This is a genomic window from Desulfobotulus pelophilus (assembly GCF_026155325.1).
Classification (GTDB): Bacteria; Desulfobacterota; Desulfobacteria; order Desulfobacterales; family ASO4-4; genus Desulfobotulus; species Desulfobotulus pelophilus.
The window spans coordinates 18,089-44,231 of sequence record NZ_JAPFPW010000018.1 but is presented as its reverse complement, the minus strand read 5'-3'; the positions used below and the strand labels follow the sequence as shown (position 1 = coordinate 44,231).

Below are 26,143 nucleotides of genomic sequence, written 5' to 3'. Positions count from 1 at the left end.
TTTGTGAAGGGAGTGTGGCTTCATCCTGTCCGGCAGGGGCGATAAGGCTTTTTTATCCCGGGTTCATGGCGGTAAGGGGCAGGTTTTTTTCGGGGTGGCAGGAAATTCCTTTGCGCTGTCATATCGGGTAAGGAATTGCGACATCCTGTTTTTTTGTCCGGCAAGGAGCCTCCATTCCCTTCCTGAAGGTAAGGGGCCTCTTCTTCCCGGTGGCAGTTTGAATAGTTAGTAAAAGTAGGTTTTTATGTTTGTCCGTTTGCATGAAATGATTTTTAGGGGTTAACAATGTCAGAAAATTTGGGTATGGTGCCGCTCGATAATCAATAGTCGTTTTCAGGGGGTGCCCATGGCAGCAATCCGTGTAGCAGGGCTTGGAAAAGGAGAGTATCTTTTTCGGAAAGAGGGCGTTGACACCGCCATTTCGGTACAGGCTTCTGCTTCCTGTACCGGAGGGAAACCCCTGCCTTCACCCACAGATCTTGTGGGGGCAGCTCTTGGCACCTGTATGCTGGCTGTCATGGAGAGTATGCTGGAGCGATCCGGTTATGATACCGCTGCTTTTTCTCTGGATATTGAAAAAGAAATGGCGGATTCTCCCCGGCGTATAGCCGGTTTTTCTGTGAAGATACGGCCTCCCTGTATGCTGGATGTGTCTCTGCAAAGAAAGCTGGAGCGTGCAGCGGGATTGTGTCCTGTTACACGTAGTCTCGGGCCGGATGTGAAAATTCATGTTATATGGGAACAGCCGGATGGCCGTGCAAAAAATGAGTCGGACCCTGTGGAGGGATTGCAATTGTGAATTGCTTTGGCAGACAGGATACAAATTCTGTGTCTGATCGGTTCTTTCGCGGGGGATTTTTCCTTCTGGGATGCTGGCTGCTGCTTGTGGCCTGTACGGGAGAGAAGGAGTATGGTGTGCTGCATATTGCCTCCCGTCCCGGTGATGCACAGATCTTTATTGATGGACAACGCAGGGGGAATACGCCTGAAATGGAAAGCCGGTCTTTCAGTATTCGACTGGAAAAAGGTTTTTATCGGGTGGAGGGGTACCGGCCCATAGATGCGGAAATGGAGTATTACACCATCCGCGAGGATGTTTTTGTGGGTGCCAGCACGGAGCAGCACCTGATGCTTTCCATGGAAAAACGGCTGACGGAAGCGGGCATGCAGAATGCCGCCCTTCTTTATATGGAAAGGGCTTTTACGGATCGGTATTATGATAATGGTAACGGAACCCTTACGGACCTGGAAACAGGCCTGCAGTGGATGCGTTGCAGTCTGGGGCAGGAATGGGATGGGGAAAGCTGCGTGGGTGTTGCCGAAGCCGATTCCTGGACAAGGGCCATGGACAGGGCCAGGGCGTTCAATATGAGCGGTGGCTATGCCGGGAAAAAGGACTGGCGCGTGCCTGCGGCCGAAGAGTTGATTTCCATTGTTTTCTGCAGTTCCGGTTACCCGGACCACTGGAATACCACGGGGCAGCCCTGTGAGGGTATCTACCGGAGGCCAGCCGTTCTGGAACCGGCCTTTCCCAATACGCCCAGTACATGGTTTTGGACTTCATCCGAAGATGCCTTTAATCCGGGATCGGCGAAGGTGGTGTTTTTCCACTACGGCAGCAGCCGGAGCGGTGATAAAAGCAATGAAAAATGTGTACGGCTGGTGAGGGACAGCGGGCTGTAATTTTTTTTTTGGACCTGCCCCTAAGGTTTTCACGGCTCCAGAGTTGCAAGGGCACCCTTTACGGGTGCCCGCAGGCAAGCGCAAAATCTGATCATGCAATTTTTCTGATCTAAGGTTTGCATGGCTGAAAGATTGTGGTGACAGAAATATAAAAAGGCTTACGGTCTGAACCGTAAGCCTTTATTTTTTTGGTAGCGGGGGCTGGATTTGAACCAACGACCTTCGGGTTATGAGCCCGACGAGCTACCAGACTGCTCCACCCCGCAGCAACGAGTCCGGACATTACGCCCCATAAGCATGGAAGTCAATGTTTTTTTTCCCTTGTTTGGAATCATTCCTGTTTTCCGGCATTCCGGAGGCTGATTTTTCCGGCCGGAGGCCATAAAATAGGCTGTAACAGACCGGTACAAAAAGAAGGGTGATCACGGTGGCAAAGATCAGACCGGAAAAAATGGTGATGGCCATGGGCTGCCACATGGGACCCCCGCCGATCCACAGGGGAATAAGGCCTAAGGCCGTGGTGGCGGTGGTCAGCAGAATGGGGCGGAAACGCTGGCAGGCCGCTGTTACAACGGCCTGTTCCGGTGTAAGTCCGTTTTCCTCCTTTTCAATGCGGATGCGATCAAGGAGTACAATGGCATTGTTGATAACGATACCTGCCAGGCTGATTACCCCGAGAAAGGCCATGAAACCGAAGCTTGAGCGAAAAACAAAAAGCCCGAGTGCCACACCGGTTATACCCAGAGGAATGGTGAGAAGTACGATGAGGGGTTTTTTGATGGAGTTGAACTGGGCAATGAGCAGGAGGATAATGACAAAAAAGGAGATAGGAAGTTTTTCCATGACAGCTCCCATGGCCTTGGCACTGTCTTCGGCTTCACCGCCCAGTTCATAACCATAACCCCTGCCCCATTCCCGGGCATCTTCCGTCAGCCAGGGTTTCATGGAGGCCATTACGGCAGCTGCCGTGATGTTCCCTGCGGTTTCCGAGCTTACCGTAAGGGTACGGTGCAGGTCCCTGCGAAGAATTTTAGCTGGTTCCCAGACCAGTTCAATGTCTGCCACCTGCTTTAAGGGAACACTTCTTCCCGTGGACGGACTGTGAACCGGTAAGCCCTCCAGCGCTGCTATGTCCATGATGCCTGGATTTTCCCGGATCATGATAATGGGAATGTTATGCTCTTTTTCCCTGTAAATACCAGTGGCTGAGCCTGAAAGCAGTGTCTGCAGACTGGCTGCCACATCCTGGCTGCTGAGCCCTGCCAGGTGGGCCCGGTTCTGATCAATGAGAATCCTGAACTTCCGGGACCGAAGGCCCCAGTCGTCTGCTACATTGCGGGTGCCCTGAATACTGCGCAGCTTTGTCTTCACCCTTTCCCCGAGGGCATAAAGCCGTTCCGGGTCATCGCCTGTGATGCGGATGGCAATGGGCTTCTCCGATCCGCCACCACTTTTCAGCCGGGAAACCTTGGCCGTGACATCGGGAAAATGGTTCAGGGCAAAATCATAGACCGCATTTTTCACCGCATCATTCACATCATCGCCTGTGGTGTTGAGGAGAATATGGGCTGTGTAGGGAGCGCTTTCCGGAGGTCTGTAGCCCAGGTCGTATTTGGGAGCCCCTTTGCCCACAAAGGCGGCAAAATGGGTGACACCTTTGCCCTTATGTTCCGCCAGTAGCTCGTTTTGAATAAAAGTTTCCAGCTCTCTGGTCACCTGGTCTGTAAGGGAGATGTCCACGCCGACCGGCAGTTCCAGGTTGGCACTGATCATGGGGGTATCGCTGTCTGCAAAAAATACGAAGGGGATAAAACGGAAAAGACCGAGGCTGGCAATAAAGAGCAGGGCTGTGCACAAAGCAAAGGTTTTTGGTTTTTTCAGTACACGTATCAGAATTGTTTCATACTGATTCCGGATGCGGGCAATGGGTCCGGTTTCTTCCTTTTTTGATTTGGTTACCCGTATCCATTGCATGGCCAACATGGGAATAAGGCTTAAGGACAGAAGCCATGAGGCCAGCAGGGCCGTACTGACCACCAGAAAAAGCTGGCCCATGATTTCGCCCATAACGGAGTTGGCCAGATAAAAACTGACGAAGGCAGCAGCCGTTGTGAGGGAAGAAACCAGAAGGGGGATGGCCAGCTCCCTGGAAGCAGCGAGGGCGGCATCCAGTTTTTTTTCTCCGGATTCCATGCGTACCATCATGGCTTCACTCATAACAATGGCATTGTCTACGAGCATGCCGAGGGCAATGATGAGGGAAGCAAGCGAAACCTGATTCAGACCCACTCCCAGAAAGGACATGACGAAAAATGTGCAGAGAATGGCGGAAGGGATGAGGGATGAAACCACAAAGCCCGTTCGCAGTCCGAGGAAAAGAAACATGGTGGCAAGGACCACCACCACACTCTGAATAAGATTACCGGTGAAATTCCGGATAGCTGTGTTTACCTTGGTATCCTGGGAAGCAACCCGGATAAAGGTAACGCCATGGGGATAGATCTTTTCCATTTCCCTGATTTCCCGGTCAATGGCCCCACCCATTTCCAGAATATTCCCCTCTTTTTTCAGGGAGCAGCCGAGTACCATGCCGGGTATACCGTTAATGCGAACGTGGTTGTCCGGCGGGTCCATATATCCTCTTTCGATACGGGCCACATCCCTGAGCCTGAGGATAAGGGGGCTGCCCGGCTGGGATATGATAAGATTTTTGAGATCCTCAATGTTTTCGAAGTTGCCAGAAGGTTCCAGGCTGATACGGTTTTGACCTATGGTAACGTTGCCACCGGGAAAAATAATGTTGGTGGCCTGAATCATGGCGGCAATGTGGCTGTGCGAAAGCCCCAGACTGCTGAGCCGTGCTTCATCGTAGGTAATATAGATCCGTTCCGGCTGCTCTCCCCGGATTTCAACCCTGGCCACTTCCGGCAGTTTGATGAGTCTGTCCCGTACCTCATCGCTGATTTTTTTCAGCTCTGCAAAGGTAAAGCCTTCTCCCGTAATGCCGATGAGAATACCGAAAACATCTCCCAGTTCATCATTGACAGTGGGAGATGAGTCTTCGGGAAGAAGGGGGCGGACTTCATCCACTTTGCGTCGTATGTGGTCGAAAATGGGTCGTAAATCATATTCACTTTCCTTGAGGTTCACCGTAATGACAGAAACGCCGGGCCTGGATTCGGAAGAAATATAATCCACCTGTGATATTTCCTGAACCGCTTTTTCAATGGGATCGGTCACCAGCTGTTCCACCCTTTCAGGTGAAGCTCCGGGAAAGGAGGTGACGATACTGACGCTGCGTATCAGAAAGGGAGGCATGTCATCCTTGGGCATGGCCCGGAAGCTCTGAAAGCCGCCCAGAAGCAGAACCGCAATGAGGGTGATGGTCAGCCAGCGGTTATCCACGGCTGTTTTTGTCATGTTCATGGCATGGTCTCCGGGTCATCATAGCGGACTATCATCCCATCGGTGAGGCGGGAGACTCCGGCTGTGACCACTTTGTCTCCGGCGGAAAGCCCTTCTGTGATCTCCATTCTGTCGCCCATAAGGGTACCCGGGGTGACGGGTCTGCGGTGAACAATACCGGTTCCTTCCGTTTCACCGGCCTGCAGAACCCAGACAAAACGGCCCTGAGGATTTTCCATGACAGCAAAAAGGGGCACGAGTATGCTGCTGTCCCGGGAGCTGTCACGGAGGCGGAAGGTAAGATCGGCCGACATGCCCGGCCGGATACGGGGATCCGGTTCAAGGATGCGTACGGTTACCGGATAGGTGGACTGGGCATCGCTCACATAGGAAACCTCATAAACCCTACCCGTAAAAAGACTTTCCGGAAGGGTACTGAACCGGGCCTGCACCCGGTCACCGGTGTGAATCCGACTGATATAGGCTTCGGGGATGCCGGTACGTACCAGCATGGCATCGTCGGTGCTGAGGGTCGCTATGGTGGCGCCAGCCTGAACATTCTCGTTTTTTTCCACATCCACACTGGCAATACGGCCTGCTGCGGGGGATACAAGGCGTGCGTAGGAAAGTCTGCTTTTCTGAAGGGCTATCCGTTGCAGGGTTGCCTCATGGTCGGCGGATGCGGCCGCAAAACGGCTTTTGGCACTTTCGTATTCGCTCAGGGGGACATTGTCTCTGGCATAGAGGCTGCGGACCCTGTCCAGTGCTGCTGACGCCGTGTCTCTCTGAGCTTTTGTGTTTTCCAGCACAGCCTGAAGCTCCGAGAGGGTCAGGCGGTCATCGCTGTCATCCAGCCGGGCGATAAGCTGCCCCTGAAGAATGGCCTCTCCCATTTTTACGGGCAGATCAACAATCTGGCCGCCAATACGGAAGCCAAGACGGATTTCGGAAGCGGGCCTTGCCTGACCCGTAAAGGTCCGGGTTTCCTGCAGTCCCTGTCGTGTAAGGATTTCATAGCGGACAGGTCGCAGTTCCGGCGGCATTTCTTCCTCTTTTCGACCGCAGCCGGAAAGGAGAAGGAAGATGGACAGGGCAATGGGAAGAAAAGGTGTTTTCATGGGCATTCCTTGCCTGAGGGCTGAAAGTTTGTAAAAACGTACCTGTTCAGCAGAATTTCCCCTTGGTAACTCAAAGGCCTTAAATCGGATGCTCGGAGAACTACCGTTTGCTCGAAACCATTGCGCGGCACTCTTACAAACAGTCAGGGTGTTTTGTGTGCGAAGTACGTGTTTAAAATTATAATGATCAATAGTAACAATATCATTATGATGAATTGTTACCCTGAGAGTTTCGGTATTTTTCTGGCTGCTTTTTTGCTTGAGACTGTATGCAAAGGGCCGCTTTCAGGGAGTGTGGCCCTTTGCATAGGCCCGGTATCGGTCCAGAAAGGCTTCAAGGGTCTGCGGAGATGAAAGGGCCGGGTAGAATCCAGCGGCGTGCTGCAGTTTCAGTCTTGCCATCAGAAGGGCATAATGGACACCGGCCTGGATTTCTCTGGCCTCGATATCCGCATTCCGCGCATCCATAAGATCTACAATGGAAGCTTCACCCTTGGTATAGGCATCCTGGACCAGTTCAAGGTTTGCTCTGGCGGCATCGGCTGCCTGTGCTGCAAAATCAAGGTCAAAAAAAGCGGCTGCCACATCGCTGAGGCGGTTACGCACATCTTCCCTTATACGACGCAGTGTCTCTTCTTTTTCCAGTTCAAGACGGCGGATTCCCGCCTGAGCTGCCGTCATGGAAGCACGGATTTCTCCTCCGCTGTACAGGGTCCAGGAGGCCTGAATGCCCACCTGCCAGCAATCGTCAGAGGGGATGGGGATGTGGGAGCCTTTACCGCTGCGGTCCAGTACGTGGGTGGCACCGGCGGCCATAGCTACCTCAGGGGTGTAGGGCCGTCTTCTGTGATAGCGCTCTTCCCGTCTGGAAGCCGCCAGCGCCGCATCAAGAACGAGCACTTCAGGTCGTAGTCCTTCCGCTTCTTTTTCCAGAAAAAGGGAAAAGCGGGAAAGGGCTTTGGGTGTTCTGATTTCCTTTGCCAGAGGAATATCACCTGTTGCGGAGAAAAAACGTTCCTGTTCACTGGTGTCTCGGATGTTGATTTCCCGGTCCAGGGGCCAGCCCAGACGGCGTTTGAGACTGTTTTCCGCCTGTTGTACGGCAATCCCTGCGGCAAGGAGATTCTGCCTTGCCCTTGCCAGGGCATTTTCCCATCGGAGTACTTCCGCTCTGCCCGTATACCCGACTTCCCTGCGTTGCCTGGCAATATCAAGGTTATTCCGGGTGTGCCCCGCCGTATCTTCACGGATACGCAAAAGACTGATGCTGCGCAGCAGTTCGAGAGAGGCAGATCCCACGTCCAGGATGGCATCCAGCCTTGCCTGCTCCAGGCGGGCGGCGGCCTGATCCTTTTTTCGCTCGCCCGTATAAACAGCGGAATCGATCTGATCGGCAAAGATGATCTGCCGGACACTGGCTGCGATTTCGGCTGTTGTTTCAGATGCGCCACCAATGCTATGGTCCCTGTCCTGCAACTGGCCCCGTATTTCCGTTCCGAGACTGGGCAGACGGGCGGCTTTTGTGGCACGGCTGTCCGCTTTGGCGGTCTGGAGGTTTTCTTCCGCCTGAAGGATGGAGTTGTGACTGAGCAGGGCTTCCGTCAGGAGATCCGTGAGACTGAATTCCTGGGCCGTACGGGGAGCGGGAACGCTGATACGGGCTTCGGTGAGAATATTCCATGGAGGGGAAAAGTCGATGGCCTTTGCTGTTGCCAGATTCAGGTACATGTGCGTATCCAGCTCTATGGTTACGGGAATGCGGCTGAGATCTCCACCGGAAAGGACACTTTCAATACGCAGAGCCATGAGGCGGGCCATTTGCTGGCGCTGGCTATCGGGTATACGGCCCGTCAGAGCACCCCTGAGGACATCGGATTCACCCTTCAGGGAAAAAAGGGGGAGTTTTCTTCGAATGGCTTCCTGAATCACCTCTTCCCTGAAAGCCTGAGGATGACGGTACAGGCTTCCCAGAATTACGGCATCGGCATTTTCGGGTATGGTGGCGGGACGGGCTGCATCGGTAGCCTCGGGATAGAGAAAATCGGCTCCCAGAGCCAGGGCCAGACCGTCAAGGCCTTCCCGGATGGCATCCTCTTTCAGTATGGGTGTCTCCACGAGGATGGCAAGGCGCTGGAAGGCTGTCATGCGGTGGAAGCTCCGGATGTCGGTTTCCAGGGTATTGGGCGTGATGAGGTAGGTGAAATGGGGGATGCCGGAGCTTCCCTGATCCGAGAAGGAGATTTTCTGGAGCCTTGCATCCACAATGCCGATGGCTATGAGGGGTTTGGCAAAAGCAGAACGCTCTGCCAGAACGGGGGCACAAAAACCGCCAAGAGCCAGAATCAGATCCACATCCTTTCTTTCCTCCAGCAGGTTGTGGGCGGCCAGAATATCCGTGGCCTGACTGCCCGTGGCAAGGAAGCCGTTTTCCGCAAGGAGGATATCTGTTTTCTGTCCCGCAAGGATACGGCTTTCCCTGAGCACCTGATCCACAAAGGACTGGATTTCAGGGGTGTCCGCATCCGCAAGCACAGCGAGCTGAAGGGTGGGTATGGCCAGTGCAGGGGAAGATAGAAGAAGCAGAAGGCCGAGAAGACAGCGGGTGCAGTTCCGGACAGAAAGCATGCAGGGTCTCCTTACTTCACCGGATGGGTGCGCGGATTCTGATTAAGCTACAACCTGACTTGTAAGGCGCGGGCATGTCAGAATACAATATGTTGAACAGGCAGGCTAAAACTTGTCATAGGCGATCATCTCTTCTTCCACTCCCAGGTTCCACAAAATATCCACCACTGCGTCCACCATTACAGGAGGTCCGCAGAGATAATACTCAATTTCAGAAGGATCTTCGTGCTTTTTCAGGTAGCTTTCATACAAAACCTGATGGATAAAGCCCGTGGGTCCATCCCACTGATCTTCGGGCAGGGGTTCGGAGAGTGCCACCTGATAATGGAAGTTGGGATATTTTTCCCTAAGGGATTTAAAATCATCATCATAGAACATTTCCCTTCTGGACCTTGCTCCGTACCAGAAGGTGATTTTTCGTTTTGTATGCAGGGTATTGAGCTGATGCAGAATATGGCTGCGCATGGGTGCCATGCCCGCACCGCCCCCCACAAAGCATATTTCTTTTTCGGAATCCTTTACGAGAAAATCTCCGTAGGGACCGCTGAAGGTGATTTTCTCGCCTTCCTTGAGGTTGAATATAAAAGAAGATCCCACTCCAGGAGGTGCATCGGGCTGGTCTTCGGGTGGTGTGGCAATGCGGACGGTGAGCCGTGGCTGGTCCTCATAGGGAGGATTGGCAAGGGAATAGGCACGGAACACCCTTTCTTCAGACCGGGCTTTGATGTTCCATAACTGGTATTTGTCCCAGTCATCCACATAGGTCGTGGGAATGGAAAAATCTGAAAAAGAAAGCTTATATTCGGGAATGTCAATCTGTATGTACTGGCCCGCCTCAAAGGAGAAGTCTTCATCTGGATCCACTTTGAGAAGAAGTTCTTTGATGTAGGTGCCAACGCTTCGGTTGGATACCACCGTGGCATGGTACTTTCTGATGCTGAAAATTTCTTCCGGAATGGCGATGGACAGGTTGTTGCGCACTTTGAGCTGGCAGGCAAGGCGGATACCTTCCGCTTTTTCCTTACGGCTCAGGTGGGAAAGTTCCGTGGGCAGGACGTCACCGCCGCCTTCCAGAACCTTGCATTTGCACATGGCGCAGGTGCCGCCCCCGCCACAGGCCGAGGGCAGGAGGATGCCCTGACTCACAAGGCTGCTCAGGAGGGTGCTGCCGGTGGACACCGTAATACTTTTGTCTTCATCCCCATTTATGAGAATACGGCTGTCCTCTTTTTTAACCAGCCTTGATTCCACAAAAAGAAGCAGCAGCACCAAAGAAAGGGTGACGCCCGTGAACACCACAAAACTTACAAGAAAGATCATGGTCTTTCTCCTTATTGTTTACAGGGCTATGCCGGAAAAAATCATGAAACCCATGGCCATGAGTCCTGAGACGATCATGGTGATGCCATAGCCTTCAAGGCCGTAGGGAAGATCGGCGTAGCGCAGCTTCTGACGCAGGGAAGCCATGGCCACAATGGCCAGAAACCAGCCCGTTCCAGACCCTAAGCCAAAAACAAGGGATTCATTGAAATTATAGTTTCTTTCCACCATGAAAAGGGAGGTTCCCAGAATGGCGCAGTTAACGGCGATCAGCGGCAGAAAGACCCCAAGCGCCGTATAAAGGGCCTGGGATATGCGTTCTATGACCATTTCCACAATCTGTACCATGGCGGCAATGGAGGCTATGAAGGTGATGAACCGTAAAAAATTCAGATCCACGTCCGGCAACCCAGCCCAGGCCAGGGCACCCGGTGCCAGCAGATAATGATGGATGAACCAGTTCACCGGCGTGGTGATGGCCAGAACAAAAATAACGGCAAAACCCAGCCCCGTTGCGGTTTTCAGGTTGCCGGAAACGGCCACAAAGGAGCACATGCCAAGGAAGTAGGCCAAAAGAATATTGCCCACAAAAACAGAATTGAGAAAAATACCCATCAGATTTTCCACCATGGACTCCTTTTCATAAAAAACCGCATCTTCTCCATGCCGGTGATCACACTGTCATACATACAGGGCTTCCCTGTCTATCCTTGTTTTCAGGAAGGCATTCATGCCTTGTCTGTACCGGACCACATCCACCTTTCTGTGCAGATGCTCCTCCAGTTCCTGTTTGATGCCAATGAGGGAGAAAAGATCCGGTTTTTTCAGTTCCACGACCACATCAATGTCGCTTTCTTCTTTGATATCATTGCGGGCAACGGAACCAAAAACGCCTATTTTCAGTATGAAATATTCATCTTGTCTGCGGTTTTTGAAATCCCGCATGCAGTTCAGTATATCTTCCTGCTGTATGATCTTCCTCTGCAGGTCTTTCATTATTCCGGTCCTTTTTTCTTACTACCTGTGAAAATGTAAGGCAGTGGCAGCATACCCTCAATGCTCAGATGGTAATCAAGATCCGGCCACTCAATGCCAGTAGCATCGCATATAAACTGATAATTTCTGATGGATCGTAAAGATGCTGTTTCAAGTTCGGGATACCATTTGAGGGGCGTTGATATTCTGCGGCCATCCCTAAGATCCACATGGAGATAATGATCGTCAAAATGGACTTTTTTACCGGATTTTTGGAGCAGGGTAGGCATAAGCTTTTATCCTTTTCCTTCGTCTTTCTGCAGCACAGCTTTCTGGAACCAGACAAAAAGCCCTATGATGATGAAGGCCGCAGGAGCCAGCAGCATGAAGCCCATGTCGCTGTATCCTGCCCGATACAGGGCATCCGGGACGATCTGCCGTCCGAAAAGGGAGCCGGAGCCGAAAAGTTCCCGAATAAAGGCAACGCCCACCAGCACGAGGGAGTAGCCCAGACCGTTTCCCAGCCCGTCACAGAAGGAGAGACCGGGGGGGTTGCCCAGGGCATAGGTTTCGGCACGGCCCATGACGGCACAGTTGGTGATGATCAGTCCCACAAAGACGGAAAGCTGCTTGCTGATATCATAGAGAAAGGCTTTGAGCACCTGATCCGTGAGAATGACAAGGCTGGATATGACAAAAAGCTCCACAATAATACGGATGTTACGGGGAATGTGGCGGCGCATGGAAGATACGATGAGGCTTGCGAATGCCGTGACAAAGGTCATGGAAAGGCCCATGACAATGGCCGTGTTCAGCTGTACGGTTACGGCAAGGGCGGAGCATATGCCCAGCATCTGAATGTTGATGGGGTTGTTGCCCAGTATGGGTTCCGTAAGGGCTTTATAGTAGGGACTGCTTTTCAGACTCATGGGGTCTCCTCCATCAGATAGCCGTCGCCCTCACCAGCCCGGAACCGGGCGGATACGGGTTCAAATCTTTTCAGTACATCCATGATGCCTTCGGAAAGGTAGTTGCCCGTTAAGGTGGCACCGGAAATGCCGTCCACGCTGTGGGGATCATCGGAAGATGCCTTTCCCTTGGCCACCCGCAGGCCACGGAAGGTGTTGTTCTCGTCCAGAATGCGTCTGCCGGTAAAGCTCTGCTGAAAAGACCTGCTTTCAATGTCTCCGCCAAGGCCCGGGGTTTCCTGATGGGCGTACACCGTAAAACCGGATATCTCTACGCCGTCCGCTTCCAGGGCGAGGTAGCCGTATATTTTCCCCCAGAGCCCTCTGGATTCAAGGCGGAGAATGTAGCCCTCGCTGATTGTGCCGTTGCTGTCCGTTTTCAGGAAAAAAACAAGGGTCTTATCCCCGCCTTCTTCCACAGGCCTGCCTTCAGCGTCTGCTGCCACAGCCCGTATGCGTTTTGAGAAAAGGGCCTCTACTTCCGTGGCTGTGAATTTTTGGTCTTCCGGAAGAAGTCCTGCGGCCTTAAGTACGTTCTTCTGGCGATCCAGCCTTGCATTGGCATCCTGTCTGGGTTTCAGTCCCGTGGCCGCTGCGGTGAGAAGAATGCTGCAGACAAGGCAGAGGTATAAGGTAAAGCGGATGGATCGGCTTTCAGACATGGGATATCCTCTTTCTCAGCCGGATCTGGATGACAAAGTGGTCCAGAAGCGGTGCAAACAGGTTCATAAAGAGAATGGCCAGCATGGTGCCTTCGGGATAGGCAGGGTTGAAAACCCGTATCAGCACGGTCAGGGCACCGATGAGAAAGCCGTAGAGCCACCGGGCTGCATCCGTGCCCGGTGCCGACACCGGGTCCGTTGCCATAAAGACAATGCCAAAGGCAAAGCCACCCATGACAAGGTGGTAGTAAGCGGGCAGGGCCATGGCCGCTGCAAAGGAGCCTGTGGCCAGCTGATTGAGGAGCATGCCCGTTCCCAGAACGCCCAGCACGCCTCCCACCATGATCCGCCAGTTGGCAACGCCTGTTATGATCAGGATGAGGGCACCCACAATGCAGAGCAGGGCTGAGGTTTCGCCGATACTGCCCGGAGTTCGGCCCACAAACAGTTCAAAAAGCCCCAGCCCTGCCTGATCCAGCATGGCGGGAATCTGGGATCCGGGTTCGGCCTGGGCGCTGATGGCAAGGGCTGTGGCACCGGAAACCGCATCCGTGGCACCGCCGGAAATCCACACGGCATCTCCGGACATCTGACCGGGATAGGCGAAAAAGACAAAGGCTCTGGCCGTGAGGGCGGGGTTGAGAAGGTTGCGGCCCGTGCCGCCGAAAATTTCCTTGCCGATGACCACGCCGAAGCTGATGCCGATGGCGGCCTGCCACAGGGGCAGATCCGGTGGCAGGATAAGGGGGTAGAGCAGGCCGGAGACCAGAAAGCCTTCACTGATTCCATGGCCCCTTCGGACGGCGAACAGGGCTTCCCAGAAAAAGCCCACTCCGTAGCTGACCACCAGAAGGGGTATGAAGATAAAAAGCCCCTGCATGAAAGAAGGAATAAAGGCTGTGGACTCTCCTGCAGCGAGACAGGCGTAGTAGCCCGTATTGTAAATGCCAAACAGGGTAACGGGAACAATGGCAAGAATCACAATACTCATGAAGCGTTTGAGATCCAGACTGTCCCGGATGTGGGGGCTTTGGGATGTGGTGCTGTCCGGAAGAAAGAAAATGGTCTCAAAGGCTTCAAACAGTCCGTGATAGCGGTGGAGTCTGCCCTCTTTTTCAAATTTGGGCCTGTGGGTATCAAAAAAACTTCTTATCCAACGCTGCATGGTCAGGCCCCTTTCTGCTGTTCCTGATACAGTTTTTCCCGAGCACTGCCAAAAATTCCGGAAAGATCAATTTTGGAAGGGCAGGCATAGGCACAGAGCCCGCACTGAACACAGTCCAGCAGGCCGTGGGCCAGGGCTTCTTCAATGGCATCGGCATGCAGGGCCTTCATGGTAAACTGGGGGAGCATTTCCACCGGGCAGAGTCTTGTGCAGGTACCGCAGTTGATGCAGGCCCTTTCCTCTCCGTGGGTGTTGCAGTCCACCCTTGCCGGGCGGTTGAAAAGGGCGGAAAGAAAGGTTCGGGACACGCTGTTTTTGCTAAGCCCCGGTCTCAGAAAACCAAAGTACTCTTTTTCCTTTCCTTCGGGTATGCGGACAAGGCTGGTCTCATACATGGACATGAAACCTTCCTGACCGGCATTTCTGCCCCTGAAGAGGCCGCCTGCAATATTTCTGAAATTCCCTTCCAGAGGATCACAGGCTTCAATAAGATGGGAGACGGGAGCGCCGAATCGTGTACGAACATGGCAGGGGCTGGCAAGGCCGGTTCCACCCATGGCATAGGTGCGTTCGCCCGGATAGGTGCCCGTTTCCAGAAGATGGGCAATGAGCAGCACATCTTCTCCTGTAATGAACCAGGCTTTTCCGGTATTTCCTTTTTTCCTGAGGTGGTAGTGAACCACTCCCGGATCCTGGGCCGGGTAACGGCCAAAGACCGTATGGTTGACCACGCCCTGGCATTCATTGAGCACAAAGCTGTGCTGTTCCGCACAGGTGTAGACGGCAAGCTGGCCTGCCAGTTTTTTGAGAACCCGGATACCGAAGCGGAAAGCTTCCAGGTGTCCCTGAAGATAGGCTTCGGGCAGGGCGGAAAAGGGCTGGTGAGAATCCATGCGTACATAGAGGGTGTCCGGAAGCTCTTTGGTGTCTGCAATGGCCCGGAAGGGGAGACTGCGAAAGAGCGGCCAGAGACCGCCCTTTACCAGATGCTGCACCAGTTCTTCCCTGTCCATGGTTTCAAGATCTTCGTTCTCAAGGGGTTGAAAGAATTCCCTTTCTTCCTTTTCATCGAGACGGATGATGATGGCAGTGACAATGCGTCTGGGGCCGAAGACGATGGTTTCAATGGTGCCGCCGCCGGGGGAGAGAAAGCGGAGTTCCGGCCTTCTTTTATCCTCAAAAAGGGAGCTGCCGAGGGAAACCCTGTCCCCTTCTTTGACCTGCAGCCGGGGTTTGACAAAGGGAAAGGCCGAAGGAACCACTGCCAGACGGGAAGGCCTGGGCAGGTGGATGATGCTGGCCTCGGGGTTGCCCCGGAGGTCAGGGTTATGGCCGTTGGGAATAAAGAGAGTTTTCATGAAAAACCCTGTTTTCAGTAGGATGTTGACCCTTCATTGCGGCATCATAAGGCAGAAGGGTTGGGGAGTTGTGATGGCCTGCCGCCGGAGACCTCCGCAGGGCGGCCAGTTGGTCAGAGAGTCTGTCAGACCCTGCGAAATAAGCGACAAAAGGTGGTTCAGCCATTTTTTCTGGCCCGGTGGCAGGGATGGTCGTTACGGATTTCCCATTGGGGCACAGTGTGATGATACCTAAGTATACAGAAGCCTATCATTGCTTTTCAGGCAATTCAAGCCTGCTTTTTCTGCGAAAAGTTCGGGTGGCAGCTTTTTTCATCCATTTCCACCACAAGGGCGTCCGCAGAAGCATGATCCAGTACAAAGGGTTCGCCGGAGGGGAGGAGGAATTCCCATTTTTCGCCATCCTTATCCCGTGCATGGAGGAACAGGCCCATGTCTTCTCTGATCTGATCGCTAAGGGAATCCGGAACTGTCCGGACTCTGGCCTGCTGTCCCGGCCTGAGGAGGCTTGAGCTGAACAGAAAGCCTTTTTTGTGCAGGCAGGGATCCTGGGGTATTTCGCTGCCATGGGGGTCTGTCATGGGATGACCCAGCAGATCGTCGAGATTTTTCAGCACATCCGGATCATGGATATGCTCCAGTTCATGGGCTTTTTCGTGGATTTTTTCCTGCTCCACACCGGCATGGGCCAGGTAGGATTCCCATATTCTGTGAGATCTTCGGAGGGCAAGGGCTTTTTCTCTGCCTTTGGGGCTGAGGTGTACTAGATCCGTTTCCTGGGTGATATGTCCCTCGCTTGCAAGCCGGGCCAGAGCGCGTCCCAGCCGTATTCCCGTTCCTGCCGATTCAAGAAGGGATGCGGGTGCAAGCCCCATGGGATCTTTGCGTAGAAGTCCGGCCAGTATGTCTTCTGTGGTTTTATCAGGAATATGGCGGATTTTGCGGATGTAGCGGGTAAGGATGCCGTGTTCCGGAGCGATCATAAGTACGGCAAGAAACTGCAGGGTGAGAAAAAGCATGATGGCTCCGCCACCTGCCACATCCATGGCATAGGCCATGAAAAGTCCGCAGATGGCTCCGTTTACGGCAAAGAGAGCGGCCAGTATCATCATGCGGTCCAGCCTGTTGGTGAGCAGATAGGCTGTGGCTGCCGGGGTGATGAGAAGTCCCACAACAAGAATAACCCCGACCATGCCCACGCCCACCACCACCACAAGACTGACGCAGAGGGTTAACAGGCCGTGGAAAATGCCTACGGGAATGCCGATGGCAGCAGCCATGACCGGGTCAAAGGCCGAAGCCTGAAAGTGGCGGAAGAAGAGGAGAATCAGGGTGAGGACAATGCCGCAGACAAAGGCCGCAAGCAGGATGTCTCCATCGGAAACAGCCAGCACATCCCCCATGATGAAATGCATGATATCAATATGAATATGGTCCCTGAAAAGGGAAACCATGACAACACCTAAGGCAAAAATGCCGGTGTACATAATGCCGATGGCCGTATCTTCCTTGATGCGGGAAACACTGGAAACAAAGTGGATGAGACCTACCGTCACCACGGCGGCCATAAGGGCACCGAAAAGCATGGCGGGGGCATGGGCTTCCACACCGAAAAGAAGTTTCATGATGAGATAGCCTGCGGCCACACCCGCTATCATGGCATGGGAGATGGCGTCTCCGAGAAAACTCATTTTTCGAAGGATGACAAGGCAGCCCGTAACACCGCAGACCAGAGCCACCAGAATGGCGGCCATGATGGCTTTGATGAAGAAAAGGTGGGACAGGGGTCCGGGAAGGTGGCTTGCAAGATCGGCCAGCATGGTGTGTCCTTGTTTATTCAGGTTGTATGACGGATGGTCTGTATTTCTACCTGTCAGGCTGTTTTTCTGGGTGGGCCAGCGGTTTCCGTTTTTTTACAGACCGGTAAAGCTCTGCATCTGTCCTTCATAAACCTCTGTGAGAAGTTCTTTTCGGAGTACATCCTCCGGTTTTCCAAAGGCCACTAGTCTCTGCTTGATCAGGGCAATCCGGTCAAAATAGCTGGCTGCCGTGGCCAGATCGTGGTGAACCACCACCAGGGTAAGGCCCTGTTCCTGAGACTCTTTCAGTACACCCAGAATGGCCTTTTCCGTTACCGCATCCACACCGGCAAAGGGTTCGTCCAGAAGAAGAATCCCGGCCCCCTGACAAAGCGCCCTTGCCATGAAAACCCGCTGCTGCTGGCCACCGGAAAGGGCACCGATCTGTCTCTGGCTGAAGTCTTCCATACGAACTGTACACAGGGCTCTGCGTACGGCTTCCCTGTCTTTTTTCCCGGGATTCCGATACCAGGGAATCCGGCCATAGCGGCCCATCAGGGTCACTTCTTCGACGGTGATGGGAAAATCCCAGTCAACGGAGCTGCGCTGGGGTACGTAGGCCATACGGCCCTTTGCTTTTTCTGCTGGTTCTCCCATGATTTCCACCCTGCCCACGTCTTTTTGAACAAAACCCATGAGGGCTTTGATGAGGGTGGATTTTCCCGCTCCATTGGGGCCAAGAATGCCCACCAGTGCCCCTTGGGGAATATCGAGATTCACATCCAGAAGGGCCGGGCGCAGGCCGTAGCTTACCGTAAGGTGGCGGACCCGGATGGCTGGCATGATATCATTCATGGCTGCCTCTCTTTTGATGCCGGAAGAACCATAAAAATATGAAGGGGGCCATCGCTGCTCCATGCCGTTTTGTCTTTGATGACAGTCGTCCTGTCAAGAATGCGTACCCGTAAGGCTGCTGGTCCGTGAAGGGCCGTATCCCCTGATGCCCGAACGCTGTACTCCGTTTCATGGGGGCCGGGGCGGATGGTGAGCCGTATGGGGGTTTTCTTCGCAGCAAGATCCCTGATGCTGTAGATACCCCTGCCATTTTCATGCACTAGCAGGCCGGAGGGGAGTGAAGAATCCAGGGTAAAGGGGTCTTCGGACAGATCAAGGGTGGTGCTGATTTCCATCCGTAGGCTGCGCAGGGGCAGTTCTCCATGGCTTCTGTCCATGGGTGTCGTGGTGGGCTTTGTGCTGCCCGGCCCGGACAGCACAAGCCATGTTGTGGCAGCGCAGAAAAGCCATACAAGAATGACGGTGGAAAAACGGTTCACTTCGGGGCCTTTCTTATCGGAGAGCATTCACAATGGTCAGGGTGTTCTCCCGCATCATGCCGATGTAGGTTTCACCGGCGCTGCCCGGAGGCCCCATGGCATCGGAATAGAGGGAACCACCAACGCGGATACCTGCCTGTGTGGCTATTTCCCGTATCTGTCCTGGATTGACACTGGTTTCCACAAAAATGGCCGGAGCTCCCATTTCCCGGATGCTTTCCATGACCTGACGGAGTCTGGCCGGTGTGGAGCCGGCTCCGACTTCGCCTCCCGTTGACCAGCCCACCGGAGCCATACTCAGGTAGTTGTTCTGGGGATTGAAGCGGTATTCCCTGCAGAAATAGTTAAAGGCATCGTGGCTGGTGACAAGAAGTCTTTTTTCAGGTGGGATGGTGGCAACGTTTGCTCGTATCCATGTGTCCAGAACCCGGAGCTGCTGGAGATAGAGTTCTGCTCTGGCCTCAAAAAGTTCCCGTCCTTCGGGGTCCATATCGGAAACGGCTTTTAGAATGTTGCGCACATAGATGGCAGCATTTTTAGGAGAAAACCAGGCATGGGGGTCGAGGATACTTTCGCCTTCTTCCTCCAACTCAAGGGGTGGGATGCCATCGGTGCAGGTCACAAGGGGCCTGCCGCTGGATCGTGCGAGTGTTTCCATCCAGTTTTTACCCTCCAGCATCAGACCGTTCTGGAGCACAAGATCGGCACGGGCAACCCTTTCCGCATCCCGTGGCGTAGGGGTGTAGGTGTGCGGGTCGGCACCGGCTGCCAGAATGCTGTGAACCTCCCATCGGTCTCCGGTAATGTTTCTGGCAAAATCCGCAATTTGCGTTGTGGAGGCCACAATGCGGCGAGGTGTTTCCCCGTGGGCGGCTGGCATGAGGGCCGCTGAAATCAGGAGGGCAAGAAAAAAGCTCACAAAACGGTGGGTTCCTGAACAGAGAGTCATGGTTCTGGCTTCCTTTTTATGGGCGGTGTTTTCAGTGTTTTTCTGTAATCGTAACTGTTCAGCACAATTTTTCAGGTGCCATACCTGCCAGATAGAGGCACAGGCACCCAGACTATGTGCCCGTGACGCAATCTTATTCGTAGAGCTTCTTGGCCCTGTACGGAAGCGGCAAAAACTCCCCGCCACAAGGCAGGATAAGCTTTTTGATTGCCATGGCAGGCTTCCGCACGCTGCCTTTGTGGAGGCTCAGACAGTTGGCCGCTTCTTTTGTACAGGCCTTCACAGCTCTGATTCGAAACGACCAAGGTGCCTTGCAATAGTACGAAGCTGCTGCAATTACTGCAGTGGATTTTCAGATTAAACTGTGCTGAACAATTACCTGTAATCAGTTATTTTCTTCCAGCACGGAAAGAATATCCCCCATGGTGGTGTGGATGCTGGCGATCACGTCATGGGTATGGATGCTTTCCAGGCTGTCGGAACGGATACTGACAAGGGTGCTGGCCGGAAGAATTTTTCCGAAACGGAGTCCAGCCTGTCTGGCCGTTTCCCTTGTGGTGTCTTCTGCAAACTGAGGGGTGGTGTGGGCTTTGAGCACCATTTCGGCTTCATCGGTGCGTTTCAGCAGATCAGACGTTACATGGAGACCTGCGTTGAGGCAGTCAAAAAGATCGGAAAAGCGGGGCACATCCCCATGTCTTTCCATGGAGAGCCTTGTGAAGGAACGCTGGGAGTGGGTAATCAGAGGAAGCTCCGTGTCCGTTTTAAAGAGGACCCGGTTGTATGCCTGAGTACAGGGGCAGGCGGTAATGTGGTGGACCCCTGCGGATACGGTCACACGGCTGGTGCTGTGTCCGGCTGAAGAAAAGACGAGTGCCCTGGCGGAAACGTCCAGTGTGTCCAGCGAAATTCTGCGACTGGCCGGAGTTTTCTGCAGTATGGGGAGCTTGCCCTCAATGCGGACATCGGCTCTGTCGCCTTCCTGGGTCTCGAGAACGCCTTCGGCAAGGGCAGCGGCATATAAACCGATGTCGGCAAATTCTTTTTCCAGAAGTTCACTGATAACGGCTTCAATACGGGACATGTGGATCCCCTTGATCCGTCCAGGAAGGTTGACCCGGATGTCGGCGCCAAAGGGGGTGAGACCACTGGGCAGTTTTATCCACACCGTTTTGTTGCCAATGCCCACGCCGTCAATGGGAAGGCGGAAATCCGGCGCTTCTTCCGGAATGTCCGTACAGGTGGCCAGCACCCGGGTGTGATCCTCATCGGAAATCATGGGGCCGTCAGCCCCGCTTCTTTGGCAGCAGTATAAAAGTCCTGAATGCTTCTCCATGCGTCTCCTCTTTCCGAAGCAAGTTTCTGTAGGGCCAGAAAGTGCGCCTGATTTTCCGGGCCTGAGCCCGGAAGGATGGATACGGCAGCCTTCAGCCTGTCCAGCATGGTGAGAATATGCTGCTTAAGTTGTTGGTCCGTGCAAAGACTTTCTGTGTGCAGGGTACGCTCAACGGTAATGTCAGGAATAAAGCATAGCTTTTGCCTTGCGCAGAGTTCAAGGAAAAAAAGCCAGTCTTCTCCCCAGCCCACAGACGGAAAGCCCCCTGTGGCAAGAAAGGTGTCTTTTCGTATGGCAAAAGCGGAAGGTACCATATCACACCACTGGAGCATACGGGAAAAAGCGTTTCGGGAAAGATCCACGTCCGTGTCAGGAATGGTAAAATTTTTCCCTCCCACAAGGTTATGGTTGAAGGCTCTGCTGCAGGCAAAGGAGCTGTCATTGAAAAAGCAGGGGCTCAGACTCTGCAGGTGTGCAGGCAGCCAGATGTCATCGGAGTCCAGAAAAAAGAGAATATCTCCTTTTGCGGCCTTTGCACCGACATTCCGGGCCGGACCCGGACCAATGCCTTTGGTGCGGACTACGATTACTTCGGGAAAATCTGTGGCCAGCATGGAAGCCGTTCCATCGGAGGATCCGTCATCTACCACAAGAATTTCAGGAAAATGAAAAAGATCTGGTGCCGGGTGCTGGGCTTTGATGCTGTTCAGGGCCCTTGGCAGAAGCTTTATTCGGTTTTTGGAGGGTATGATGCAGGAAAGGGTGAAAGGCAGGGGGAGAAGGGATGGGACCATGACGCCTCCTTTCCCGGAATTCCGTATGCTCAGGCCTCGTCCAGATCGGTGAAGACAGCCGCTGCTCCGGTCACATCGCCCTGGGATCGTTTTCGGATATAGGCGGATATCAAGGGAAGCAGGTCATCAAGATACTGAGCTGTTTCCTTTTCAGTGGCTGTGGTTCGGGTCTGGGAGAAAAGACATTTACGTTCACCACCGCCGCTGGAAGGGAGTCCCTGATCTTCAAGGAAGTGACGACAGATCCCGGTGTCGGAGAACTCTTCATATACGGGAAAGGAAGTTGTCACCCCAAAGCGGAGGCTGAGGGCTTGCATGCGTTCCATGAAAGCAGGAGTCTGTTCCGGGTAGAAGGACTGTTTCAGGGTGTAGCCTGCAAGCATGAGAGGGATTTTGTGATCAAGGCAGTACAGCAGGGTTCGTGTGTGCATGGCGAGTTTGCAGGCAACACAAACGAGATTTTTCCCTTTGTAACGGGGCATGAGGGTTTCGTAACGATCCAGCCAGAGTTCCTGAAAAAGTCGGCCGGAGTCCAGTTCTACGTGAAAGCAGGGAGTGGGAGGCCCGGGGTTCTGTCTGTCCAGCAGCTCTCGGGCTGTCTGGAGCCGGTTTTTAGTAAAGTGCGGAAAACGGGACATGCCATTGAGCAGGGTGACCAGATGAACGTGGGAGGCCGGGGGAATTTTTTTGTGAGATCCGCAGGCAGCCATGGCGTAGAGGGCAAGGGAATCGCTGCCGCCTGAAAAAAGAATGGCAAGGGGAGAGGGCATGGTTGTTCCTTTCTTTAGCGGCCTAGAGAGGCTGCCGCCGGGATGCACGGATCCATTAGAAAGCGGTTGCTGCCATCTGTTTCCGTGCGTAGCGAAGAAAAATTTCACCAGCCGTTCCGGTTTTGTGCTCCAGAAGCTGCCAGGACCACCGGTCCATGGGGGTGGGGGCCCTGCGAATCAACGGTACGGCATTACCCTTTCCATAGAGAACAGGGCAGAGGGTCAGAAGGAGTTCATCCACCGCATCCTGTTCCAGAGCACTTCGGTTGAGGCCACCTCCGCCTTCCACGAGGAGAGACCGGCAGCCCCTTTTTTCCAGGATGGCACGGATATGGTGGATATCCAGAGAGCCGTTTTTTTCGTTGGCAGCCAGGACTTCCGCCCGGCTTCCGGCATGTTCCTGCAGGGAATCCCTGAGGTTTGCCCGGGTAAAGATCAGGGGTGGCGGACCTGTTGTGAAAATGCTGCGATGATCAAAGGGGATATGGCCTGATGCCGTTATAAGAGCCCGGATGCGGCCGGGGTGCAGGATACGGTTGCTGCCCCTCATTTCAGGGTCTGCATTCCGGAGGGTTGAGGCTCCCATGAGACTGGCGTCTGTCCGGTCCCGCCAGAGTTCCAGATGCTGCCTGTCTTCCGGGCTGGAGAAGGGACAGGGACCGATATGTCCGCAAAGGGTTGTGGCTGCAATGAGAAAGCTTGTCAGCATTGGTCTGCCCGATGGTCAGGAAATGAGGATGTCGGCTGCAATCTGGGCGACATCCTGCCATACGTCACAGCGGATGACTTCCAGTTCTTCATCGGAAAGGTTTATCATGTCCATGCTTGATCCTGCAATATCCTCACTGGGCAGGCGATCCGGATCCTGCCATGCCAGCATATCCGCGACATAAAGAACGTGGGCCAAAGGGGTCTGGCTTTGATCGGGTTCATGGTGCCAGTGAATGGCAAGGGCCTGTTCAGGCGGTACATTCCAGTTCAGACAGAAATCGTGACCGATTTCCCCATGATCATAGCCAAAGAGCTTTTTTTCGGCAAGATGCTGGGGCATGCCGTCTGCTCGAAGTTTTTGGTAAGCCTGTTTGTTTTTACGGATATGTTGATCCAGAATCAGCATACCCGCATCGTGGAGCAGCCCGGCGGCAAAGGCGCTTTTTTCAAGATCCTTGAAGCGGAGGCGGCAGATTTCCCTGGAAGCGAGGGCAACAAAAAGGACGTGGGAAAAGACAGTGGCTGCTTCCAGATCGTAGCCATCCAGACTGTTGGAGAAAAGCCGTGACGTGCTCACCAGCGTGATCATCTGCAGAAGGGTCTGTTCGCCGAGGACGAGGCAGGCTTTATGTGCAGAATCCACAGGGTGACGGAGACCATAGTATGCCGAGTTGGCAAGCTTGAGCAGTCTTGTTGTCATGGCCTGATCTTTTTCAAGAATCTGTGCCAGATCCCGAATGTCCGAGTAGGGAGAGTCTACTATGTTTTTTGCCCGTATGAGAATTTCCGGCATGGGTGGCAGCGCTCCGGCTTCCTGGATGAGTTTTTCTTTACTCATGAAGCGCGGTGGAGCTGTCTCCTGCTGAAGCGGGATGGGGTTGCCGCATGCAGGGCAGGGAAGGTGTGCGGCTGGTCCGGTTTTGGCTCCTCGGGGCAGGGTGTATTTTTTTTTGCATGCTGGGCAATGAATTTCCACGGGGAGAACTTCCTTGTTGGTTCGTTGGGACCATTGGGCCCGGGTTGGAGTAAGCAGGCCGTAACCTGACACGCATGACTATAAAGGAGACATTGTCGATTGACCAGCCCAAAGGGTAAAACTTTTGGAAAGTAAATCGTTTTTATGCTTGGATGCGGTGGAAGATCCCTTTATCCGCCGTGATGGTGCACGGTTGCGGTTTGCGTGGTTATTATGATTCTGCTGTTTGCGGACCTGCTGTTTATCCGCTGTCCATATGGGTTGAGACCTGTTGGGCTTTTGCATTCATCTTATCTCATGCTATGAATACAGCAGGGATTGGCAGCTGCATGGGCAGGCAGGAGGATATATATGGAAGATAAAACCGAAGAGTTCTGCGGAGAAATCTGTGTACATGGGGAAGTTGTGGCAGAGGTTGCCGCACAGATGCCCGGTGATGGTACCCTTTTTCGTATGGCGGAACTTTTTAAGGCCATGGGAGATCCAGGTCGGGTGCGTATTTTAAAATCATTAAGTTTTTCGGATCTTTGTGTCTGTGATATTGCCGAGCTTCTTTCCATGAGTTCTTCTGCCGTTTCTCACCAGCTCCGGGTACTTCGTTCTGCCCGCATCGTTAAATTCCGGAAAGAGGGTAAAAACGTTGTCTACAGTCTGGATGATGCTCACATTGTCACCCTGTTGCAGCAGGCAGAAGATCATGTAGCCGAGTAACGACCCGGGCCTGGTTCGTAAAAAAAAGGGAGGGAAGTTTTTTTTCTTGAACATATGAACGTTTTTTCATATGTTCATTTGTGCGCTTGGTTTGGTCTGTTTCACAATCATAAAGGAGAGAATATGGTCTGGGTGGAGGAAATCATTAAGGCTAGCTGGTATGTTCTGGTGGCATCCGCTCCTTATATATTACTGGGATTTATGCTGGCTGGTCTGCTGAAGGCTTTTCTGCCGGACACTCTTGTGGCCCGGCATCTTGGTAGCAGGAGATTTTCGGGCGTTGTGAAAGCCTGTCTCTTAGGTATACCCCTGCCCCTTTGCAGCTGCGGGGTATTGCCTACGGCGGCAGGGCTTCGGGAGCAGGGGGCAGGAAGGGGAGAAACCTCTTCGTTTTTGATAGCTACACCCGAAACCGGTGCAGACTCCATTGCGGTGACCTGGGCACTGCTGGATCCTTTTATGGCCGTAATCCGGCCTTTTTCCGCTTTTATCACGGCCCTGTTCACCGGTGGTATCATACAGTTAGTGGATCGCTGGAAAGAAGGCAGGGTAGAAAGCCTGCACAAAGAAGCCGTATCAGTGGCAGGGCAGATGGAAGGGATTCCGCAAGGGGAGCTTTGCCGGAGCGCCTGCTGCAAGCCGGAGGCGGTCACTTTGTCTGTGGCATCGCGCCTGAAGATGGGAATGGTTTTTGCCTTTGGTGATCTTTTTGGGGATATTGCCATCTGGTTTTTCTTTGGTCTTCTTATTGCCGGTGCCATTTCCGTTTTTGTGACACCGGACATGGTCAGTACCTGGCTGGGTAATCCTCTGCTGGCTATGCTCGCCATGCTGGCCGTTTCCGTGCCTCTTTATGTATGCGCCACGGCATCGACGCCCATTGCCGCAGCTCTGGTAATGAAAGGGCTGAATCCCGGAGCGGCTCTGGTTTTTCTTCTGGCAGGTCCTGCCATCAACGCGGCCTCCTTTACTGTGATTTCTCGTATTCTCGGCCGGTCTGTGGCCATGGTGCATGTGGGAGGGATTGTGGTCTGTGCTTTTGTCATGGGTATGGCCGCTGACTGGTTTTATGCTCTGACGGGAGGTGTGCAGGGCTGGCATGGGGCGGCTGAAGAAGACTCAGGCCTGTTCGGTTTGGCAGCGGCGTTGATACTCCTGATTCTTTTTGTCTGGAATCTGGGAGCGCGTCAGTGGCAACAGTGGCGGGGAGGCAGGAGTTCCTGTTCATGCGAAGGGCATTGTCACGGATAGGGCTTGGTCACAAAGTCTTCAGGGGTGGAAGGGAATGAGAGGGTGTCGGAGATCCTGTTTTTTGTGAAAGAACGGCTTGACAAAAAACGGCGACTTTTGACGATAATTGTCACGTCGCTCTTCTTTTGTTGAAAAATCAGGTTTGATGTGCGATTTTTTGTCCCGCAATGAGCTGTATTTTATTCGCAATTTGTTTTTTTACTGGGCCACCGTCACGGGTGGCTTTTTTATTG

At 53.4% G+C, this 26,143-nt stretch carries 24 protein-coding genes and 1 tRNA gene; 4 read left to right on the top strand and 21 right to left on the bottom strand.

Going from position 1 to position 26,143, the window contains the following annotated elements; translation table 11 throughout:
* Nucleotides 1-346 precede the first annotated feature (346 nt).
* Together OOT00_RS13160 and OOT00_RS16485 are read left to right on the top strand one after the other, a co-directional pair.
* The gene (locus OOT00_RS13160; RefSeq protein ID WP_265425847.1) at nucleotides 347-799 is read left to right on the top strand and encodes an OsmC family protein; all 453 of its coding nucleotides are present in this window, start codon (nucleotides 347-349) and stop codon (nucleotides 797-799) included.
* A 29-nt stretch (nucleotides 800-828) separates the two neighbouring features.
* Nucleotides 829-1,683 (top strand): Lcl domain-containing protein, encoded by an 855-nt coding sequence (locus OOT00_RS16485; RefSeq protein WP_265425846.1) that lies wholly within the window; start codon nucleotides 829-831, stop codon nucleotides 1,681-1,683.
* Nucleotides 1,684-1,872: 189 nt separating this feature from the next.
* On the opposite strand, the gene OOT00_RS13150 is transcribed toward OOT00_RS16485, so the two are convergent.
* The 21 genes from OOT00_RS13150 to OOT00_RS13050 all read right to left on the bottom strand — a co-directional run bounded on the left by OOT00_RS13150 (nucleotide 1,873) and on the right by OOT00_RS13050 (nucleotide 23,948).
* Nucleotides 1,873-1,949: transfer RNA gene (locus tag OOT00_RS13150), tRNA-Met, on the bottom strand.
* A gap of 16 nt (nucleotides 1,950-1,965) precedes the next feature.
* A complete protein-coding gene (locus OOT00_RS13145) occupies nucleotides 1,966-5,109 on the bottom strand; it encodes an efflux RND transporter permease subunit (protein WP_265425845.1) in 3,144 nt (1,047 codons plus the stop codon).
* Complete coding sequence (locus OOT00_RS13140; protein ID WP_265425844.1) at nucleotides 5,106-6,206, bottom strand: efflux RND transporter periplasmic adaptor subunit; 1,101 nt, start codon at nucleotides 6,204-6,206, stop codon at nucleotides 5,106-5,108. The genes OOT00_RS13145 and OOT00_RS13140 overlap by 4 nt, the downstream gene beginning before the upstream one ends.
* A 285-nt stretch (nucleotides 6,207-6,491) precedes the next feature.
* Nucleotides 6,492-8,831, bottom strand: coding sequence for a TolC family protein (locus tag OOT00_RS13135; RefSeq protein WP_265425843.1), 2,340 nt, complete (start codon nucleotides 8,829-8,831; stop codon nucleotides 6,492-6,494).
* A 105-nt stretch (nucleotides 8,832-8,936) separates the two neighbouring features.
* Nucleotides 8,937-10,151, bottom strand: coding sequence for an NADH:ubiquinone reductase (Na(+)-transporting) subunit F (gene nqrF / locus OOT00_RS13130; protein WP_265425842.1), 1,215 nt, complete (start codon nucleotides 10,149-10,151; stop codon nucleotides 8,937-8,939).
* 18 nt (nucleotides 10,152-10,169) lie between these two features.
* Nucleotides 10,170-10,781, bottom strand: a complete 612-nt coding sequence (nqrE, locus tag OOT00_RS13125; protein ID WP_246052235.1) for an NADH:ubiquinone reductase (Na(+)-transporting) subunit E — start codon at nucleotides 10,779-10,781, stop codon at nucleotides 10,170-10,172.
* Nucleotides 10,782-10,832: 51 nt separating this feature from the next.
* Entirely contained in the window at nucleotides 10,833-11,147 is a 315-nt protein-coding gene (locus OOT00_RS13120) for a nucleotidyltransferase family protein (protein ID WP_265425841.1), read from the bottom strand.
* Nucleotides 11,147-11,416 (bottom strand): DUF2442 domain-containing protein, encoded by a 270-nt coding sequence (locus tag OOT00_RS13115; protein ID WP_265425840.1) that lies wholly within the window; start codon nucleotides 11,414-11,416, stop codon nucleotides 11,147-11,149. The genes OOT00_RS13120 and OOT00_RS13115 overlap by 1 nt, the downstream gene beginning before the upstream one ends.
* Nucleotides 11,417-11,422: 6 nt before the next feature.
* Nucleotides 11,423-12,055 (bottom strand): NADH:ubiquinone reductase (Na(+)-transporting) subunit D, encoded by a 633-nt coding sequence (locus tag OOT00_RS13110; protein WP_265425839.1) that lies wholly within the window; start codon nucleotides 12,053-12,055, stop codon nucleotides 11,423-11,425.
* Nucleotides 12,052-12,756, bottom strand: coding sequence for an FMN-binding protein (locus OOT00_RS13105; RefSeq protein ID WP_265425838.1), 705 nt, complete (start codon nucleotides 12,754-12,756; stop codon nucleotides 12,052-12,054). The genes OOT00_RS13110 and OOT00_RS13105 overlap by 4 nt, the downstream gene beginning before the upstream one ends.
* Nucleotides 12,749-13,921, bottom strand: a complete 1,173-nt coding sequence (locus tag OOT00_RS13100; RefSeq protein WP_265425837.1) for an NADH:ubiquinone reductase (Na(+)-transporting) subunit B — start codon at nucleotides 13,919-13,921, stop codon at nucleotides 12,749-12,751. Before OOT00_RS13100 ends, OOT00_RS13105 begins: the two co-directional genes overlap by 8 nt.
* Nucleotides 13,922-13,923: 2 nt before the next feature.
* The gene (locus OOT00_RS13095) at nucleotides 13,924-15,279 is read right to left on the bottom strand and encodes a 4Fe-4S dicluster domain-containing protein (protein WP_265425836.1); all 1,356 of its coding nucleotides are present in this window, start codon (nucleotides 15,277-15,279) and stop codon (nucleotides 13,924-13,926) included.
* Nucleotides 15,280-15,548: 269 nt separating this feature from the next.
* On the bottom strand, nucleotides 15,549-17,099 hold the full coding sequence (locus OOT00_RS13090) for a metal ABC transporter permease (protein WP_265425835.1): 1,551 nt from the start codon (nucleotides 17,097-17,099) through the stop codon (nucleotides 15,549-15,551).
* Nucleotides 17,100-17,192: 93 nt separating this feature from the next.
* Nucleotides 17,193-17,933: a metal ABC transporter ATP-binding protein gene (locus OOT00_RS13085; RefSeq protein WP_265425834.1), complete on the bottom strand. Its 741-nt coding sequence runs from the start codon at nucleotides 17,931-17,933 to the stop codon at nucleotides 17,193-17,195.
* Nucleotides 17,930-18,412, bottom strand: a complete 483-nt coding sequence (locus tag OOT00_RS13080; RefSeq protein ID WP_265425833.1) for a hypothetical protein — start codon at nucleotides 18,410-18,412, stop codon at nucleotides 17,930-17,932. The genes OOT00_RS13085 and OOT00_RS13080 overlap by 4 nt, the downstream gene beginning before the upstream one ends.
* Before the next feature lie 13 nt (nucleotides 18,413-18,425).
* Complete coding sequence (locus tag OOT00_RS13075) at nucleotides 18,426-19,361, bottom strand: metal ABC transporter solute-binding protein, Zn/Mn family (protein ID WP_265425832.1); 936 nt, start codon at nucleotides 19,359-19,361, stop codon at nucleotides 18,426-18,428.
* A 385-nt stretch (nucleotides 19,362-19,746) separates the two neighbouring features.
* Nucleotides 19,747-20,697, bottom strand: coding sequence for a GTP cyclohydrolase, FolE2/MptA family (locus OOT00_RS13070; RefSeq protein WP_265425831.1), 951 nt, complete (start codon nucleotides 20,695-20,697; stop codon nucleotides 19,747-19,749).
* On the bottom strand, nucleotides 20,637-21,491 hold the full coding sequence (locus tag OOT00_RS13065) for a glycosyltransferase family 2 protein (protein ID WP_265425830.1): 855 nt from the start codon (nucleotides 21,489-21,491) through the stop codon (nucleotides 20,637-20,639). The genes OOT00_RS13070 and OOT00_RS13065 overlap by 61 nt, the downstream gene beginning before the upstream one ends.
* A 29-nt stretch (nucleotides 21,492-21,520) precedes the next feature.
* The gene (locus tag OOT00_RS13060) at nucleotides 21,521-22,261 is read right to left on the bottom strand and encodes a hypothetical protein (RefSeq protein WP_265425829.1); all 741 of its coding nucleotides are present in this window, start codon (nucleotides 22,259-22,261) and stop codon (nucleotides 21,521-21,523) included.
* A 55-nt stretch (nucleotides 22,262-22,316) separates the two neighbouring features.
* Complete coding sequence (locus OOT00_RS13055) at nucleotides 22,317-22,970, bottom strand: RibD family protein (RefSeq protein WP_265425828.1); 654 nt, start codon at nucleotides 22,968-22,970, stop codon at nucleotides 22,317-22,319.
* A 15-nt stretch (nucleotides 22,971-22,985) separates the two neighbouring features.
* The gene (locus OOT00_RS13050; protein WP_265425827.1) at nucleotides 22,986-23,948 is read right to left on the bottom strand and encodes an HDOD domain-containing protein; all 963 of its coding nucleotides are present in this window, start codon (nucleotides 23,946-23,948) and stop codon (nucleotides 22,986-22,988) included.
* Nucleotides 23,949-24,299: 351 nt separating this feature from the next.
* On the opposite strand from OOT00_RS13050, the gene OOT00_RS13045 reads away from it, so the two are divergent.
* Nucleotides 24,300-24,659: an ArsR/SmtB family transcription factor gene (locus tag OOT00_RS13045; RefSeq protein WP_265425826.1), complete on the top strand. Its 360-nt coding sequence runs from the start codon at nucleotides 24,300-24,302 to the stop codon at nucleotides 24,657-24,659.
* 123 nt (nucleotides 24,660-24,782) lie between these two features.
* On the top strand, nucleotides 24,783-25,910 hold the full coding sequence (locus tag OOT00_RS13040; protein WP_265425825.1) for an SO_0444 family Cu/Zn efflux transporter: 1,128 nt from the start codon (nucleotides 24,783-24,785) through the stop codon (nucleotides 25,908-25,910).
* Nucleotides 25,911-26,143 lie beyond the last annotated feature (233 nt).